The sequence below is a fragment of the Streptomyces sp. NPDC054883 genome, assembly GCF_053610645.1.
The window spans coordinates 1-16,536 of the sequence record NZ_JBSGYT010000035.1 but is presented as its reverse complement, the minus strand read 5'-3'; the positions used below and the strand labels follow the sequence as shown (position 1 = coordinate 16,536).

2 protein-coding genes are annotated in these 16,536 nt (G+C 75.1%); both read right to left on the bottom strand.

Annotation, left to right across the window (positions count from 1 at the left end):
• Positions 1-25 precede the first annotated feature (25 nt).
• Positions 26-5,845 (bottom strand): SDR family NAD(P)-dependent oxidoreductase, encoded by a 5,820-nt coding sequence (locus ACWGH1_RS23895; protein WP_453408988.1) that lies wholly within the window; start codon positions 5,843-5,845, stop codon positions 26-28.
• On the bottom strand, positions 5,842-16,536 hold a 10,695-nt coding region (locus ACWGH1_RS23890; protein WP_453408987.1), incomplete at its 5' end, for an SDR family NAD(P)-dependent oxidoreductase. The genes ACWGH1_RS23890 and ACWGH1_RS23895, both read right to left, overlap by 4 nt.

The window sequence follows — 16,536 nt, the reverse complement described above, 5'->3', positions numbered from 1 at the left end:
CCCTGGAGGTGTTCGGTGCAGGGCTTCAGATGGCGCGGAAGCCGCTGTCGAGCAGCTGGAACAGTTCGTCGTCGGAGGCGGAATGGAGCAGTTCGGTGACGGTGCCGGTACCGGTGCCGGTGCCGTTGTCGTTGTCGTCGGAAGCGCCGGAGGGAACGGCCTCCGCCGGGGCGGGGGCCGTGCCGAGTCCGGCCAGGAGGGCGGACAACCGGTCGGCGACCTTCCTGCGGGCGCCTTCGTCCAGGTCGGCCAGGGCCGTCGCTTCGCCGAGCCGGCCGATGAGGTCGAGGACGGCGGCTTCCGCGCCGGGGAGTTCGCCGTCGATGTGTTCGGCGAGGGCCAGCGGGGTCGGGTGGTCGAAGACGAGGGTCGCCGTCAGCCGCAGGCCGGTCCCGGCGCTGAGCCGGTTGCGCAGTTCGACGGCGGTGAGCGAGTCGAAGCCGGCTTCCCGGAAGCTGCGGTTCACGCCGACCTCGGCCGGGCCCGCGTAGCCCAGTACGGCCGCGACCTCGGTCCGTACGAGGTCCAGGACGAGCGCGGAGCGTTCGGCCCGGGGCAGACCGGCGACCCGGTCGGCGAGCGTGGGCCGGGGCTCCCCGGCACCGCCGTCCCCGCCCGGGGACCCGGCTCGGGCCGCCCCTGCCGCGCGCCGGGTTTCCGGGCGGTCGGCGAGCGGGCGCAGCACGGGCGGCAGGGCCTCGCGGGCAGCGGCGGGATCGATGCGCAGGGGCAGCAGGACGGCGTCCGCACGGGCGCAGGCGGCGTCGAAGAGGTCGAGCGCCTCCGCTCGGGGGAGCGCGACGATGCCGCTGCGGCGCAGCCGGGCCGCATCCGCGTCGCCGAGGGCGCCGGCCATGCCGGCGCCGGCCCAGGGTCCCCAGGCGAGGGAGACGGCGGGCAGGCCCTGGCCGTGGCGCCAGGAGGCGAAGGCGTCGAGGTAGGCGTTGGCGGCGGCGTAACCGGACTGTCCGGCGCTGCCGAGGAGTCCGGCGGCGGAGGAGAACAGGACGAACGCGTCGAGTTCCAGGTCCCGGGTCAGGTCGTGGAGGGCGCGGACCGCGTCGGCCTTGGGCCGCAGGACGGCTTCGAGGCGCGCCGGGTCCTGCGCGGTGAGCAGGCCGTCGTCGAGGACGCCGGCCGTGTGGACGACCGCGCTGAGGGGCCGGTCGGCGGGTATCCGTTCGAGGAGCGCCGCGAGGGCGGTGCGGTCGGCGGTGTCGCAGGCGGCGAGCTCGACGGTCTCGGCGCCGGCTTCGGTGAGTGCGGCGGCGAGTGCGGGCGCGCCGACGGCGTCCGGGCCGCGCCGGCTCGTCAGCACCAGGTGGCGCACGCCGTGTTCGGTGATGAGCCGGTGGGCCACGGCCGAGCCGAGGCCGCCGGTGCCGCCGGTGACGAGGACCGTGCCGCCGGTGTCCCAGGCGGGTGCCCCGGGAGCCGCGGGGGCGCGGACGACGCCCGGCGTGTGCGCGGTGCCGGCCCGGACGGCGAGCTGGTCGGCGCCGTCCGCCCGGGTCAGGGCGGCGGGCAGGGCCGCGTACGAGGCGGCCTGCTCATCGGTGTCGACGAGGGCGAACCGGCCGGGGTGTTCGGTCTGGGCGGAGCGGATCAGGCCCCAGGCGACGGCGGCCGCCGGGTCGGTGACGGGCTGCCCGGGGCCGGTGGTGACCGCCCGGTGGGTGAGGACGGTCAGCCGGGACCCGGCCGGGCGGTCGGCGGCGAGCCACTGCTGGGCCAGGGCGAGGGCGCGGCGGCCCACGGTCTGCGGGCCGTCTTCGCCGCGCAGGTCGGCCACGGCCTGGACGGGCCCGGCCGGTACGTCGGCGAACGGCGCCCCGGCGTCGGGCCGGATCCGGACGGACGCTCCGGCGGCGGCGAGGGCGCGGACCAGCTCCGGGGCGGCGTCGCCGAGCAGCAGCCACTCGGTCCCGGCGGGCTGTCCCGCGTCGGCGGGCAGCGGGGTCCAGACGGGCCGCAGCAGCGGCGCGGGGCCGGTGGTGGCGGCGGCGATCCGGTCGGTCCGGACCGGGCGCAGGGCCAGCGAGGCCGCGGCGAAGACGGGCCGGCCCTCGGTGTCCGCGGCGCTCACGGCGTAGGCGTCGGGCCCGGCCGGGGTGATCCGTACCCGCAGGGCGTCGGCGCCGGGCGCGTACAGGGCGGCTGCGGTCCAGGAGAACGGCACGAGCCCGTGGGCGTCGGGCCGGGTGGCGGTGACTGCGTGCAGGGCGGCGTCCAGGAGGGCGGGGTGCACGCCGTAGCCGGCGGCGTCGGCGCTCTCCTCGGGGCGCAGGGCGGCGTACGCGAAGACTTCGTCGCCCCTGCGCCAGGCGGCCCGCAGGCCCTGGAACGCGGGCCCGTACCCGATTCCGGCGGTGGCGAACCGCTCGTACTCGGCCTCGACGGCGACGGGTTCGGCGCCCTCGGGCGGCCAGACGCCGGTGAGCCCGGCGAAGGCGTCCTGCGGTGCGGCCGGGGCGGGCGCGGTGCGGCCGGTGGCGTGCGGGGTCCAGTCGTCGGAGCCGGGCCGGGCGCCGGCCGCGGCGGAGTGGATCCGCAGCGGGCGGGCGCCGTCGGCGTCGGCGGCGCCGAGGTGGACGCGCAGCCGTACGGGTGCCTCGTCGGGCAGCACGAGCGGGCTCTCGAAGGTGAGTTCCGCGACCCGGTCCCCGGTGGCGGAGGCGGCCGTGAGGGCGAGTTCGAGGAGGGCCGTGCCGGGGACGACGACGCGCCCGGCGACGGTGTGCCCGGCGAGCCAGGGGTGGGTGCGGGTGGACAGGGTCGCCGTCCACACCGTGCCCTGGGCTTCGGGGAGTTCGACGCGGGCGGCGAGCAGCGGGTGTCCGGCGGTGTCGACCCCGGCGGCGGCCAGGCCGCCGTCCTGGTGCGCGGGGGCCGGGGCGTCGAGCCAGTACCGGGAGCGCTGGAAGGCGTAGGTCGGCAGTTGCGCGGCGAGGGCCGCGCCGACGGCGGGCCGGGGGGCGGGGGCGGTCTCGGCGCCGAGCCCGTGGACGTGGGCGGCGGCCATGGCCTCGGCGAAGGCCCGCGCCTCGGGCTTGCGGCGGCGCTGCACGGCGATCGTGACCACGGGGGCGGCGGCCGCACCGGAGTGCCCGGCGTCGTGGCTCCCGGTGCGGTTCTGGTCGTGGTTCTCGTCGTGGTCGGTGATCGTGCGGGTCATCGCGGTGAGGACCGCGTCGGGGCCCAGTTCCAGGAAGCTGTCGATGCCTTCGGCGCGCAGGGCGCGGACGCCGTCCAGGAAGCGCACCGGACGGCGCGCGTGGCGGACCCAGTGGTCCGCGGTGCGCAGGGCGTCGCCGGTGGCGAGCCGTCCGGTCAGGTTCGACATGACAGGAATCTTGGGCGGGTGGTATTCGAGACCGCGAGCGATCGTTTCGAACTGTGTCAACATGCCGTCCATGTGCGGCGAGTGGAAGGCGTGGCTGACGGTCAGCCGCTTGGCGGCGCGGCCGCGGCTCTTCCAGTGCTCGACCAGTTCCGCCACGTCCGGCTCGTCGCCCGCGACCACGACGGCGGCCGGCCCGTTCACCGCGGCGAGGTCGATCCGCGCCTCCCGGCCCGCGAGCTGCGGACGTACCTCCTCCTCGCTCGCCGCCAGCGCGGCCATCGCGCCGCCCCCGGGCAGTGCGCCCATCAGCCGGCCCCGGGCCGCGACGAGCCGGGCGGCGTCCGGGAGCGGGAAGACACCGGCCACGTAGGCGGCGGTGATCTCGCCGACCGAGTGGCCCGCGACGGCGTCGGGGCGGGCGCCGCGTGAGGTGACGAGCGCGTGGAGGGCGGCTTCCAGGGCGAACAGGGCGGGCTGGGTGTACTCCGTGCGGTCGAGCAGCGCGGCGTCCGGCGACCCGGCAGCGGCGAACATGACCGTGCGCAGGGGGCGTTCCAGGTGGCTGTCGAAGGCGGCGCACAGTTCGTCCAGGGCGGCCGCGAAGACCGGCTCGGCGGCGTACAGCTCGCGCCCCATGCCGGGGCGCTGGCTGCCCTGGCCGGTGAAGAGGAAGGCGGTACGGCGGCTGCCGGCGGCGGCCCGGCCGGTCAGCACCAGACCGGCGTCCGGCCGGTCGTCGCGGGCGAGGGACTCCAGGCCGCGCTGCAGGGTGTCGCGGTCCTCGCCGAGGACGACGGCACGCTCGGGAAAGGCGGTGCGCCGGTGGGCGAGTACGGCCGCCACGGCGGCGGGGTCCACGGGCCGGGCCGCCAGGTGGTCGGCGAGCCGGCGGGCCTGGGCGCGCAGGGCGGCCACGTCGCGCCCGGAGAGCGCCCAGGCCGTGACGGCGGGCAGGGGCGGGCGGCCGGCCGGTCCGTCGGCACCGGCACCCGCACCGGAATCGGCACCGGCACCGGCACCCGCACCCGCACCCGCACCGGCGGGCTGCTCGTCGGCTTCGAGGATGACGTGGGCGTTGGTGCCGCTGGCGCCGAACGCGGAGACCCCGGCACGGCGGGGACCGTCGGCGCGCCGGGGCCACGGGGTGCGCTCGGTGAGGAGGCTGACCGCGCCCGCGGTCCAGTCGATCTGTCGGGACGGCGCCTCGGCGTGCAGCGTCTTGGGCAGGACACCGTGGCCCAGGGCCAGGACCGTCTTGATGACGCCGGCCACGCCGGCGGCGGCCTGCGCGTGCCCGATGTTGGACTTGAGCGAGCCGAGCAGCAGGGGCTGTCCGGCCGGGCGGGCCTGACCGTACGTGGCGAGCAGGGCGTGCGCCTCGATGGGGTCGCCGAGGCTGGTGCCGGTGCCGTGCGCCTCGACGGCGTCGACCTGGTCGGCGGTGAGCCCGGCGTTCTTCAGGGCGGCGCGGATGACGCGCTGCTGGGCGGGCCCGTTGGGGGCGGTGAGGCCGGCGCCGGTCCCGTCCTGGTTGACGGCCGAGCCACGCAGGACGGCCAGTACGGTACGGCCTTCGCGGCGGGCGTCGGACAGCCGCTGGAGCAGCAGCATGCCGGCGCCCTCGCCGAAGCCGGTGCCGTCGGCGGAGTCGGAGAAGGCCTTGCAACGGCCGTCGGCGGCGAGCCCGCGCTGGCGGGAGAAGTCGATGAACATGGTGGGCGTGGACAGCACGGTCGCTCCGCCCGCGAGCGCCAGGTCGCATTCCCCGGCCCGCAGGGCCTGCGCGGCGAGGTGCAGGGCGACGAGCGAGGAGGAGCAGGCGGTGTCGACGGTGACGGCCGGTCCGCGCAGGCCGAAGGTGTAGGAGACGCGGCCCGAGGCGACGCTCCCCGCGCTGCCGTTGACGAGGTAGCCCTCCAGGCCTTCGGGGATGCGGGCGCCGGGGGTGTGCGGGACGCGTGCTCCGTAGTCGTCGTACATGACGCCCGCGTAGACGCCGGTGCGGCTGTCGCGGACGTCGTCCCGGGTCAGGCCGGCGCGTTCGAAGGCCTCCCAGGCGGTCTCCAGCAGCAGGCGCTGCTGCGGGTCCATGGCGAGGGCCTCGCGGGGGGAGATGCCGAAGAAGTCCGGGTCGAAGTCGGCGCAGTCGTGGAGGAAGCCGCCTTCCCGGGCGTAACTGGTGCCCGGGGCCCCGGGGTCGGGGTCGTAGAGCGCGTCGAGGTCCCAGCCGCGGTCCCCGGGCAGGCCGGAGATCGCGTCGGTACCCGACTCCAGGAGCTGCCAGAGGGCCTCGGGGGTGTGCACCCCGCCGGGGAGGCGGCAGCTCATCGAGACGATCGCGATGGGCTCGCGGGCGGCTTCCTCGGCGGTGCGCAGCCGTTCGCGGGTGCTGACGAGTTCGGCGGTGACCCGCTTGAGGTAGTCCCTGATCTTCGCCGAGTTGTCGGGGCCGCCGTCACCGGAGGCGGGGGTGGGGGTGTCGGAGGTGGGGGTGCCCGTCACAGCTGCTCCTCGATGAAGGCGAAAAGTTCGTCGTCGTCGGCCGAGTCCAGCCGTGCTCCGGCGACGGCCTGGTTCGGGTCCGTGCCGGCGGCGGGGGCCGCCGGGGAGCCGCCGGCGGCGGCGACGAGTGCGCCGAGCCGCCGCTGGAGCGTCTCGCGGCGGATGTCGTCGGCGGCCATGGCGGCGACGGCCGCCTCCAGGGCTGCCAGCCCGGCGAGGGCCGCTTCGCCCGCCTCCTTGCCGCCTTCGGAGGCGGCGCGGAGTTCCGCGTCGATGTGCTCGGCGGTGGCCTGTGCGGTGGGGTGGTCGAAGACGACCGCGGCGGCCAGCCGCAGGCCGGTGGCGGCGTTCAGCCGGTTGCGCAGTTCGACGGCGGTGAGCGAGTCGAAGCCGATCTCGCGGAAGGCCCGGGCGGGTTCGACCGCGTCGGGGCCGGTGAAGCCGAGTACGGCGGCGACCTCCGTCCGGACCAGGGCCAGCAGTTCCCGGCCGCGGGCGGCGGCGTCGAGCCCGGCGAGGCGCAGGGCCAGGGCCTGCGCCGCGCCGCCCGCACCGTCCTGGCCGGCGGCACCGGCGGGGGGTGCGGTCGCGGCGGCGCGCGGCGTCCCGGCGGGGGCCGGGACCAGGGCCCGTAGCAGGGCCGGTACCGCGTCGGGCCCGTGGGCGGCCCGCTCCCGGCGCAGGGCCGGGACGTCCAGGCGCAGCGGTACGAGAAGGGCGTCGTCGTCGCGGGCGGCGAGGGCCCGGTCGAAGAGCGCGAGGCCCTGCTCGTTGTCCATCGGGGCGATGCCGGAGCGTCGCATGCGGCGCAGGTCGGTGTCGGAGAGGTGTCCGGTCATTCCGCTGGCCTCGCCCCACAGGCCCCAGGCGAGGGATACGGCGGGCAGCCCGGCGGCCCGGCGGTGCTGGGCCAGGGCGTCCACGAAGGTGTTCGCGGCGGCGTAGTTGGCCTGGCCGGGGCGGCCGAGGAGGCCGGCGGCGCCGGAGAACAGCACGAACGCGGACAGCGGCAGGTGGGCGGTGAGCTCGTGCAGGTGCAGGACGGCCTCCGCCTTGGGCCGCAGGACGGTGTCCAGCCGCTGCGGGGTGAGCGCGGTGACGGCGCCGTCGTCCAGGACGCCCGCGGCGTGGATCACTGCGGTCAGCGGATGTGCGGCGGGGATGCCCGAGAGCAGTGCTTCCGTGGCGGAGCGGTCGCCCGTGTCGAGGGCACTGATCTCCACCCGGGCGCCGAGGGCCGTCAGTTCCGCTTCGAGCGCGGCGGCGCCCTCGGCGGCGGCTCCGCTGCGGCTGACGAGCAGCAGGTGCCGGGCGCCGTGGGCGGTGACGAGGTGGCGGGCGACGAGCCGGCCGAGCGTGCCGGTGGCACCGGTGACGAGCACGGTCCCCTCGGGATCGACCCCCCGCGCGGGCCCGGCGGGGACCGCCGCCCGGCTCAGGGACGGCGCGTACACCTGGCCGTCGCGCAACGCGAGCTGCGGTTCCCCGGCGGCGAGTGCCCCGGGCAGCGCCGCGGCGGATGCCGGGGTGCCGTCCGTGTCGACGAGGGTGAACCGGGCCGGGTGCTCGCTCTGCGCGGAGCGTACGAGGCCCCACAGCGCGGCGGCCGCCAGTCCGGCCGGGGATTCCCCGGCCGCGGTGGCGACGGCCCGTTCGGTCAGCACGACCAGCCGGGTCGCGGCGAGCCGCTCGTCCTGCCCCAGCCACTCCTGGACCAGGGCCAGGCCGCGCGCGGTGAGTTCGCGTACCGCACCGGGTGCGGGCACGACGGCGGCGGTCCCGGCCGGGGCCGGGAAGGTGACGACGACGGCGTCCGGCGCGGGGCTGCCCGCGTCCAGGGACGCCACCAGCGCGCCCAGGTCCGGGTGGTGGGCGGCGGCGGGTTCCGCGATGCCCAGCGGGTCCGGTCCCACCACTGCGGTGCGCACGGCCGGCTCCCGCACGGGGGCGGCGCGCCGCCAGTCGACCCGGTACAGGGGCAGGTCCGCGTCTGCCGCACCGAGCAGCGCGTCCAGCCGCTCCCGGGGGACGGGCCGCATCACGAGCGCGTCGAGCGTGAGCACGGGTGCGCCGGTCAGGTCGACGGCCTCCAGCGAGACGGCGCCCTCGCCGGTCCGCGCCAGGCGCACGCGCAGCGCGTCGGCGCCCGCCGCGTGCAGGGTGGCGCCCTGCCAGGCGAACGGGAGCAGAACGGAACCGGCGGGCACGTCAAGGAGTTCACCGGCCAGCCAGGGCTGGAGCGCGGCGTCCAGCAGGGCCGGGTGCACGCCGTAGTGGGCTGCGTCGGCGCGGGCCCGGGCGGGGAGGCGGACTTCGGCGAAGACCTCGCCTGGGCGCCGCCACAGCGAGTCGATCCCGGCGAAGACTTCCCCGTACTCGTAGCCGAGGTCGGCGAACCGCGTGTAGACCTCGTCCGGTTCCACGCGCTCGGCGCCGGCCGGCGGCCAGGCCGCCGCCACGGCCCATCCGGCCGCGGCCGGGACGGCGGGGGCGGCGTCGGCCGGGCGGAGGACGCCGTCGGCGTGCCGCGTCCACTCGGCGTCGTCGTCTTCGGGGCGGGAGTGCAGGGTCACCCGGCGGCGCCCGCTCTCGTCGGGGGCCGCGACCCGTACCTGGATCCGGACGCCGCCCCGGCCGGGAAGGACGAGGGGTGCTTCGAGGCCGAGTTCCTCCAGCCCGGGCGAACCGGTCGCGGCGGCCGCGTGCAGGGCCAGCTCGGCGAAGGCCGTGCCGGGCAGCAGGGTCCGGCCGGAGACGGCGTGGTCGGCGGTCCACGGCTGCTCGGCCCGCGAGATCCGCCCGGCGAACAGCACCTCCCCGCTCGCGGCGAGCGGCAGGGCGCCGCCGAGCAGCGGGTGGCTCTCCCAGTCCATGCCGAACCGTGCGGCGGCGGCGTCGCCGACACCGGCGGGGGAGGTCGGCGCCCAGTAGTGGGAGCGCTGGAAGGCGTACGTGGGCAGGTCGGTCAGCCGGGCGCCGGTGTCTTCGAAGAGGGCGGCCCAGTCGATGTCGACACCGCGCACGAAGAGTTCAGCGGCGGAGACCAAGAAGCGCTCCAGGCCGCCCTCGTCGCGGCGCAGCGAACCACCCGCAAGGACATCGGCGGTCTCCTGGATCCCCATGGTCAGGACCGGGTGCGCACTGGACTCCACGAACGTGCCGAACCCGTCGGCAACCAGTGCGCGAACGGTCTCCTCGAAACGGACGGGGTTGCGCAGGTTGCGGTACCAGTAGGTGGCGTCCAGCACCGGCTCAGACAGCAGCCCACCGGTGACGGTCGAGTAGAAGGGGACCACCGGCCGCTGCGGCGTGACCGGGCCCAGTACGTCCAGCAGCTCGGCTTCGATCCGTTCCACATGTGCGGAATGCGAGGCGTAGTCCACCGGCACCTGGCGGGCCCGGATGTCCTCCGCTTGCGCCGCGGCAACGAACTCCGCGATGGCATCGGCGTCACCGGCCACCACCGTGCTCGACGGACCATTCACCGCCGCCACACCCAGCCGGCCCGCCCAGCCATCCAGCCGGGCCTCGACCTCCGCCAACGGCAACGGAACCGACGCCATACCCCCCAGCCCCGCCAGCTCACGCCCGATCACGGCAGCACGGAGCGCCACCACCCGCGCCGCATCCTCCAACGACAGCGCGCCGCAGACGGCGGCTGCGGCGATCTCGCCCTGCGAGTGACCGACGACCGCATCCGGCACCACACCCAGCGACCGCCACAGCTCCGCCAGGGACACCATCACCGCCCACGTCACCGGCTGGACCACATCCACCCGGTCCAGCGAACGCCCCTCCCGCACCACCTCCACCACATCGAAATCCACGAACGGCGCCAACGCCTGCGCACACTCCCGCAACCGATCCGCGAACACCGGCGAGGACTCCAACAGCCCCGCACCCATCCCCACCCACTGCGTCCCCTGCCCCGGGAAGACCAGTACGCGACGGCCGGTCTCACCCGCCACCCCGTCGACCGTCGTGTCACCCAGAACCACCCGCCGGTGCTCGAACACCGACCGGCCCGAAGCGAGCGTGAACCCGGCATCCAGCAGCCGGACGTCCTCGCGCTCCAGGCGTTCGCGCAGCCGTTCGGTCTGCTCGCGCAGACCGGCGGCCGTCCTGGCCGACACCACCAGCGGTACGACCGGCAGTTCGCGCGCCGCCGCTGCGGCCACCGGTTCGGCGGCCGGCGCCTGCTCCAGGATCACGTGCGCGTTCGTCCCGCTCACCCCGAACGCCGAGACGCCCGCGCGCCGGGGCCGGTCGCGCTCGGGCCACTTCCGGGTTTCGGTCAGGAGCGAGACGGCGCCCGCGCTCCAGTCCACCTTCGAGGACGGCGCGTCGACGTGCAGGGTCCTGGGCAGCATGCCGTGCCTGAGCGCCATCACCATCTTGATGACGCCGCCCACCCCGGCCGCCGCCTGCGGGTGGCCGATGTTGGACTTGAGCGAGCCGAGCCACAGCGGCCGCTCGGCGGGGCGCCGGCCGTACGTGGCGAGCAGCGCCTGCGCCTCGATCGGGTCGCCCAGCCGGGTGCCCGTACCGTGCGCCTCCACGACGTCGACGTCCTCCGCGCCGAGGCGGGCGTTGGCCAGCGCCTGGGCGATGACGCGTTCCTGGGAGGGGCCGTTGGGGGCGGTCAGGCCGTTGCTGGCGCCGTCCTGGTTGACGGCGTCGCCGCGGACGACGGCGAGTACCGGGTGTCCGTTGCGCCGGGCGTCCGACAGCCGCTCGACGAGGACCATGCCGGCGCCCTCCGCCCAGCTGGTGCCGTCGGCGGCGTCGGCGAAGGCCTTGCTGCGGCCGTCGGGGGCGAGGCCGCGCTGGCGGGAGAACTCGACGAAGAGACCGGGTGCGGCCATGACCGTGACACCGCCCGCGAGCGCGAGGTCGCATTCACCGGCCCTGACGGCCTGCGCGGCCAGGTGCAGGGCGACCAGGGAGGACGAGCAGGCCGTGTCGACGGAGAGGGAGGGGCCTTCCAGGCCGAGTACGTAGGAGATACGGCCGGAGACGACGCTCGCGGACTTTCCGGTGAGCAGGTGTCCCTCGTGCTCCTCCGAGGCCTCGTGGAGCCTGGAGGCGTACTCCTGGTGGGTGAGGCCCGCGTAGACGCCGGTGCGGGTTCCGCGCAGCGACCGGGGGTCGATGCCGGCCCGTTCGAGCGCCTCCCAGGAGGTCTCCAGGAGGAGCCGCTGCTGCGGGTCCATGACCAGTGCCTCGCGCGGCGAGATCCCGAAGAAGTCGGAGTCGAACTCGGCGGCCTCGTGCAGGAAGCCGCCTTCGCGGACGTACGTCGTACCGCGGCGGCCGGCCTCGGGGTCGGGCTCGTACACGTCGTCCAGGTTCCAGCCGCGGTCGACGGGCGCGGCCCCGATGACGTCCCGCTCGTCCATGACCAGGTCCCACAGCGCTTCGGGGCTGTCGGCGCCGCCCGGGAAGCGGCACGCCATGCCGACGATGACGACGGGGTCGTCCTCGTCGGCGGCAGCGGTGGCGGGAGCCGCGGCCGGCGCGGCGACGGGGTCCGCGCCCAGGAGCGTGCCGAGCAGGTGGGCGGCGAGCACGGACGGGCTGGGGCGGTCGAAGACGACGGTGGCGGGCAGGTTCAGCCCGGTGGCCCGGTTGAGGCGGTTGCGCAGTTCGAGGGCGGTGAGGGAGTCGAACCCGGCGTCCTTGAAGGCCCGGTCGGGCCGGACGGCGTCGGTGCCGGGGTGCCGCAGGACGGTGGCGGCCTCAGCGCGGACCAGTTCCACGAGGACCCGGCTGCGTTCGGCTTCCGGGAGTCCGGCCAGCCGCCGGGCCAGTCCGTCGGCGGGTCCGGCGGCGGAGTCCGCGGCGGCCCGTCGGCGCTCCTCCTCCAAGGCGCGCCGGGCCTCCGGCACCGTGTCGAACAGGCGGCCGGGGCGGAGGGCGGCGGTGCGGGGGGCGAACTCCGCCCAGTCGACGTCCACGACGGTGACGCAGACGTCCCCTTGGTCGAGCGCCCGGTGCAGGGCTTCGATGCCCTCCTCGGGATCCATCGCCTTGATGCCGCGGCGGCCCAGGCTCTCCTCGCCCGCGCCTTCGGCCATGCCGGGACCGCCCCACAGCCCCCAGGCGACGGAGGTCGCGGGCAGGCCCTCGGCCCGCCGCAGCTCGGCGAGGACGTCGAGCGAGGCGTTGGCGGCGGCGTAGGCGGCCTGGCCGCCGTTGCCCCAGGTGCCGGTGACGGAGGAGAAGAGGACGAACGCGTCGGGTACGAGCCCCCGCGCGCGGGTCAGTTCGTGCAGGTGGCGGGCCGCATCGGCCTTGGGGGCGCCGATCTCGCGGAAGCTGTCGCCGGAGATCGTGTCGATCACGCCGTCGTTGAGGACGCCGGCGGTGTGGAAGACGGCGGTCGGCGGGTGGGCGTCCAGGAGCGCGTCGAGCGCGCTGCGGTCGGAGACGTCACAGGCCGCGAGGGTGACGTCGGCGCCCGAGGCGCGCAGTTCGGCGGCCAGTTCCTGGGCCCCGGGCGCTTCGGCGCCGCGCCGGCTGGTGAGGACGAGGTGCTCGGCCCCGTTGCGTACGAGCCAGCGCGCCACGTGGGCGCCGAGGGCGCCGGTACCGCCGGTGACCAGGACGGTGCCACGGGCGCGCCAGCGGCTTTCGTCCGCCGCGACAGCGGCGGTGGCGGCAGCGCGGCTGATGCGGCGCCCGTACGTCCCGGAGGCTCGGACGGCCACCTGGTCCTCGGCGTCGGTACGGCCGAGGACCGCGGCCAGCCGGTCCCAGTCGCGGGTGTCGGGCCGGGCGGGGAGGTCGATGACGCCGCCCCAGAGGGTGGCCAGTTCCAGGGCGGCGACCCGGGCGAAGGCCCACACCTGGGCGCCGATGTCGGCCGGGAGCTCACGGGGGGATACGGCGACCGCCTGGCGCGTCAGGGCCCAGACGCGGGCGGAGGCGGGGGCGGCGTCCTGAGCGGCCTGGACGAGCGCGAGGGTCGCGGGGAGCGCCTCGGGCGAAAGGAGGAGGGAGAAGAGGGAGAGGATTCCGGTGAGGGGGTCGTCGCCGAAACCGGTCAGGTGTCCGGCGAGTTCGCTGCGGGTGGCGGTGGCCGGGTCGACGGCCAGCCGCTCGGTGCGGGCACCATGACGGGCCAGCGCCGCCTCGGCGGCCTCGACCATGTCCGGGTCGAGACCCTGCGGGACGACCAGGAGCCACCGGCCGTCGAGCCGGGACGAAGAACCACCGGCCAGACCCTTCCAGGCCGGCCGGTAACGCCAGGAATCGACACCGGCAAGAGAAGCAGGGGCAGAGGTGGCGGGAGCGGAAGGCTCCATCCAGTAATGGGCACGCTGGAACGGATACGTCGGCAGATCCACCCGCCGGGCACCCGTCCCCTCGAACACAGCCGCCCAGTCGACATCCACACCGCGCACGAACAGCTCCGCGGCAGAGATGAGGAAACGCTCCAAGCCGCCCTCATCACGACGCAGGGAACCACCCGCCAGGACATCGGCGGTCTCCTGAACGCCCATCGTCAAAACCGAGTGCGCACTCGACTCGATGAACGTGCCAAAGCCCTTGGCCACCAGAGAACGGATCGTCTCCTCGAACCGCACGGGCTGACGCAGGTTCCGGTACCAATAGGCGGCATCCAGCACCGGCTCCGACAGCAGTCCGCCCGTAACAGTGGAGTAGAACGGAATAGACGGCCGCTGCGGGGTGATCGGCCCCAACACCTCCAGCAGCTCGGCTTCGATCCGCTCCACGTGCGCGGAGTGCGAGGCGTAGTCCACCGGCACCTGACGGGCCCGGATGTCCTCGGCCTGCGCCGCAGCGACGAACTCCACGATGGCATCCGCGTCACCGGCGACCACCGTGCTGGACGGCCCGTTGACGGCGGCAATACCCAGCCGCCCAGCCCATCCCGCGAGCCGGACCTCTACCTCAGCCTGAGGCAGCGGAATCGACGCCATACCGCCGAGCCCGGCCAGCTCCCGGCCGATCACCGCGGCACGAAGAGCCACCACCCGGGCCGCATCCTCCAACGAGAGTGCCCCGGAGACAGCAGCGGCGGCTATCTCGCCCTGCGAGTGACCGACGACCGCATCCGGCACCACACCCAGCGACCGCCACAGCTCCGCGAGGGACACCATCACCGCCCACGTCACCGGCTGGACCACATCCACCCGGTCCAGCGAACGCCCCTCCCGCACCACCTCCACCACATCGAAGTCCACGAACGGCGCCAACGCCTGCGCACACTCACGCAACCGATCCGCAAACACCGGGGACGACTCCAGCAACCCCGCACCCATCCCCACCCACTGCGTCCCCTGCCCCGGGAAGACCAGCACCCGACGACCACCCGGCACGGCCACCCCGTCGACCGTCGTGTCACCCAGCACCACCCGCCGGTGCTCGAACACCGACCGGCCCGTGGCGAGGCTGAACCCGACGTCCAACAGGCCGGCGTCCCCGCGCTCCAGTGCGCTCGACACACGAGACGACTGCTCGTCGAGCGCGGTCTCGGACTTGGCGGTGAGGACGAGGGGAACGACCGGCAGTTCCCGCCCAGCGGACTCCACCACCGGCTCGGCCACCACCGGGGCCTGCTCCAGGATCACGTGCGCGTTCGTCCCGCTCACCCCGAACGACGACACACCCGCCCTACGCGGACGCCCCACCTCCGGCCACGCCCGCTCCTCCACCAACAGAGAAACAGCACCCGACTCCCAGTCCACCTGGGACGACGGCGCATCCACATGCAAAGTCTTCGGCAGCTTCCCCGACTCCAGCGCCATCACCATCTTGATGACACCACCCACACCCGCAGCCGCCTGCGCATGCCCGATGTTCGACTTCAACGACCCCAACCACAACGGCTCACCACCCTTGGGCCGCTGCCCATACGTCGCCAACAACGCCTGCGCCTCGATCGGATCCCCCAACCGGGTCCCCGTCCCATGCGCCTCCACCACATCCACATCAGCCACACCCAGACCAGCACTCTCCAACGCCGCCCGGATCACCCGCTGCTGCGACGGACCGTTCGGCGCCGTCAACCCATTGCTCGCACCGTCCTGGTTCACCGCCGAACCCCGCACCACCGCCAGCACCCGATGACCCCGAGCCACCGCATCCGACAGCCGCTCCACCAGCAGCATCCCCACACCCTCGGCCCAGCCCGTGCCGTCCGCCGCGTCCGAGAACGCCTTCACCCGGCCATCACCCGCCAGCCCCCGCTGCTGCGAGAACTCCACGAACAGACCGGGTGCGGCCAGCACCGAAACGCCGCCCGCGAAGGCGAGGTCGCATTCGCCGGAGCGCAGGGACTGGGCGGCCAGGTGCAGGGCGACCAGGGAGGACGAGCAGGCGGTGTCGACCGTCACCGCCGGACCCTCCAGACCCAGGGCGTACGCGATGCGGCCGGACATGACGCTGGCCGTGTTACCGGTGAGCAGGTAGCCCTCGTAACCCTGTGCGGGCTCGTAGAGCCGGGGTCCGTACTCCTGTGACATGGCTCCGACGAAGACGCCGGTGCGGGACCCGCGCAGCGAGGAAGCCGGGACGCCCGCCCGCTCCAACGCCTCCCACGACGTCTCCAACAGCAACCGCTGCTGCGGATCCATCGCCACCGCCTCACGCGGCGAAATACCGAAGAAGTCCGCATCGAACTCCCCCGCCTCATGCAGGAACCCGCCCTCACGCACATACGTACGCCCCGGAACACCAGGCTCCGCATCAAACAAGGACTCCACGTCCCACCCACGGTCACCCGGGAACGGCGACACTGCATCCACACCCGACGACACCAACTCCCACAAGGCCTCCGGCGAACCCACCCCACCCGGGAACCGGCACGCCATCCCCACGATCGCCAGGGCGTCCCCGTCCTCCACCGGCTGCGTTTCGCGACGCTGCCCGGGAGCGGCGGCGGGCGCGCCGCCCGCCTCGGCGGCGGCCGCGTCCCGGATCATGCGGGCCACGGCGAGCGGGGTCGGGGCGTCGTAGATGAGGGTGGTGGGCAGGCGCAGTCCTGTCGCGGCCCGGAGCCTGTTACGCAGCTCGATGCCCTGGACGGACTCGAAGCCCTGCTCCTTGAAGGTGTGCTCGGCGGTGACGGATTCGGTTGTGGGGTAGCCGAGCACCCCGGCCGCGTGGACGCGCACCAGTTCCAGGACGTGGTCGAGCTGCTCGCTCTCGGAGCGGCCGCGGAGCTCGCGGCTGAGCAGGGTCTCGGCGGTGTCGGCGGGGGGCGCGTCCGGCTGTTCGTCGGCGGCGCCGGAGGTGAGCCAATGGTGCGTGCGCTGGAAGGCGTACGTGGGCAGGTCGGTCAGCCGGGCGCCGGTTCCTTCGAAGAGGGCGGCCCAGTCGATGTCGACACCGCGTACGAAGAGTTCGGCGGCCGACGTCAGCAAGCGCTCCAGGCCGCCCTCGTCGCGGCGCAGAGACCCGGCGGCGAGGACGTCGACGCCCGCCGCCTCCGCGGTCTCCTGGGTGCCGATCGTCAGGACCGGATGGGCGCTGGACTCCACGAAGGTGCCGAAGCCGTCGGTGACCAGTGCGCGAACGGTCTCCTCGAAACGGACGGGGTTTCGCAGGTTGCGGTACCAGTACCCGGCGTCCAGCACCGGCTCCGACAGCAGTCCGCCCGTAACAGTGGAGTAGAACGGAATAGACGGCCGCTGCGGGGTGATCGGCCCCAACACCTCCAGCAG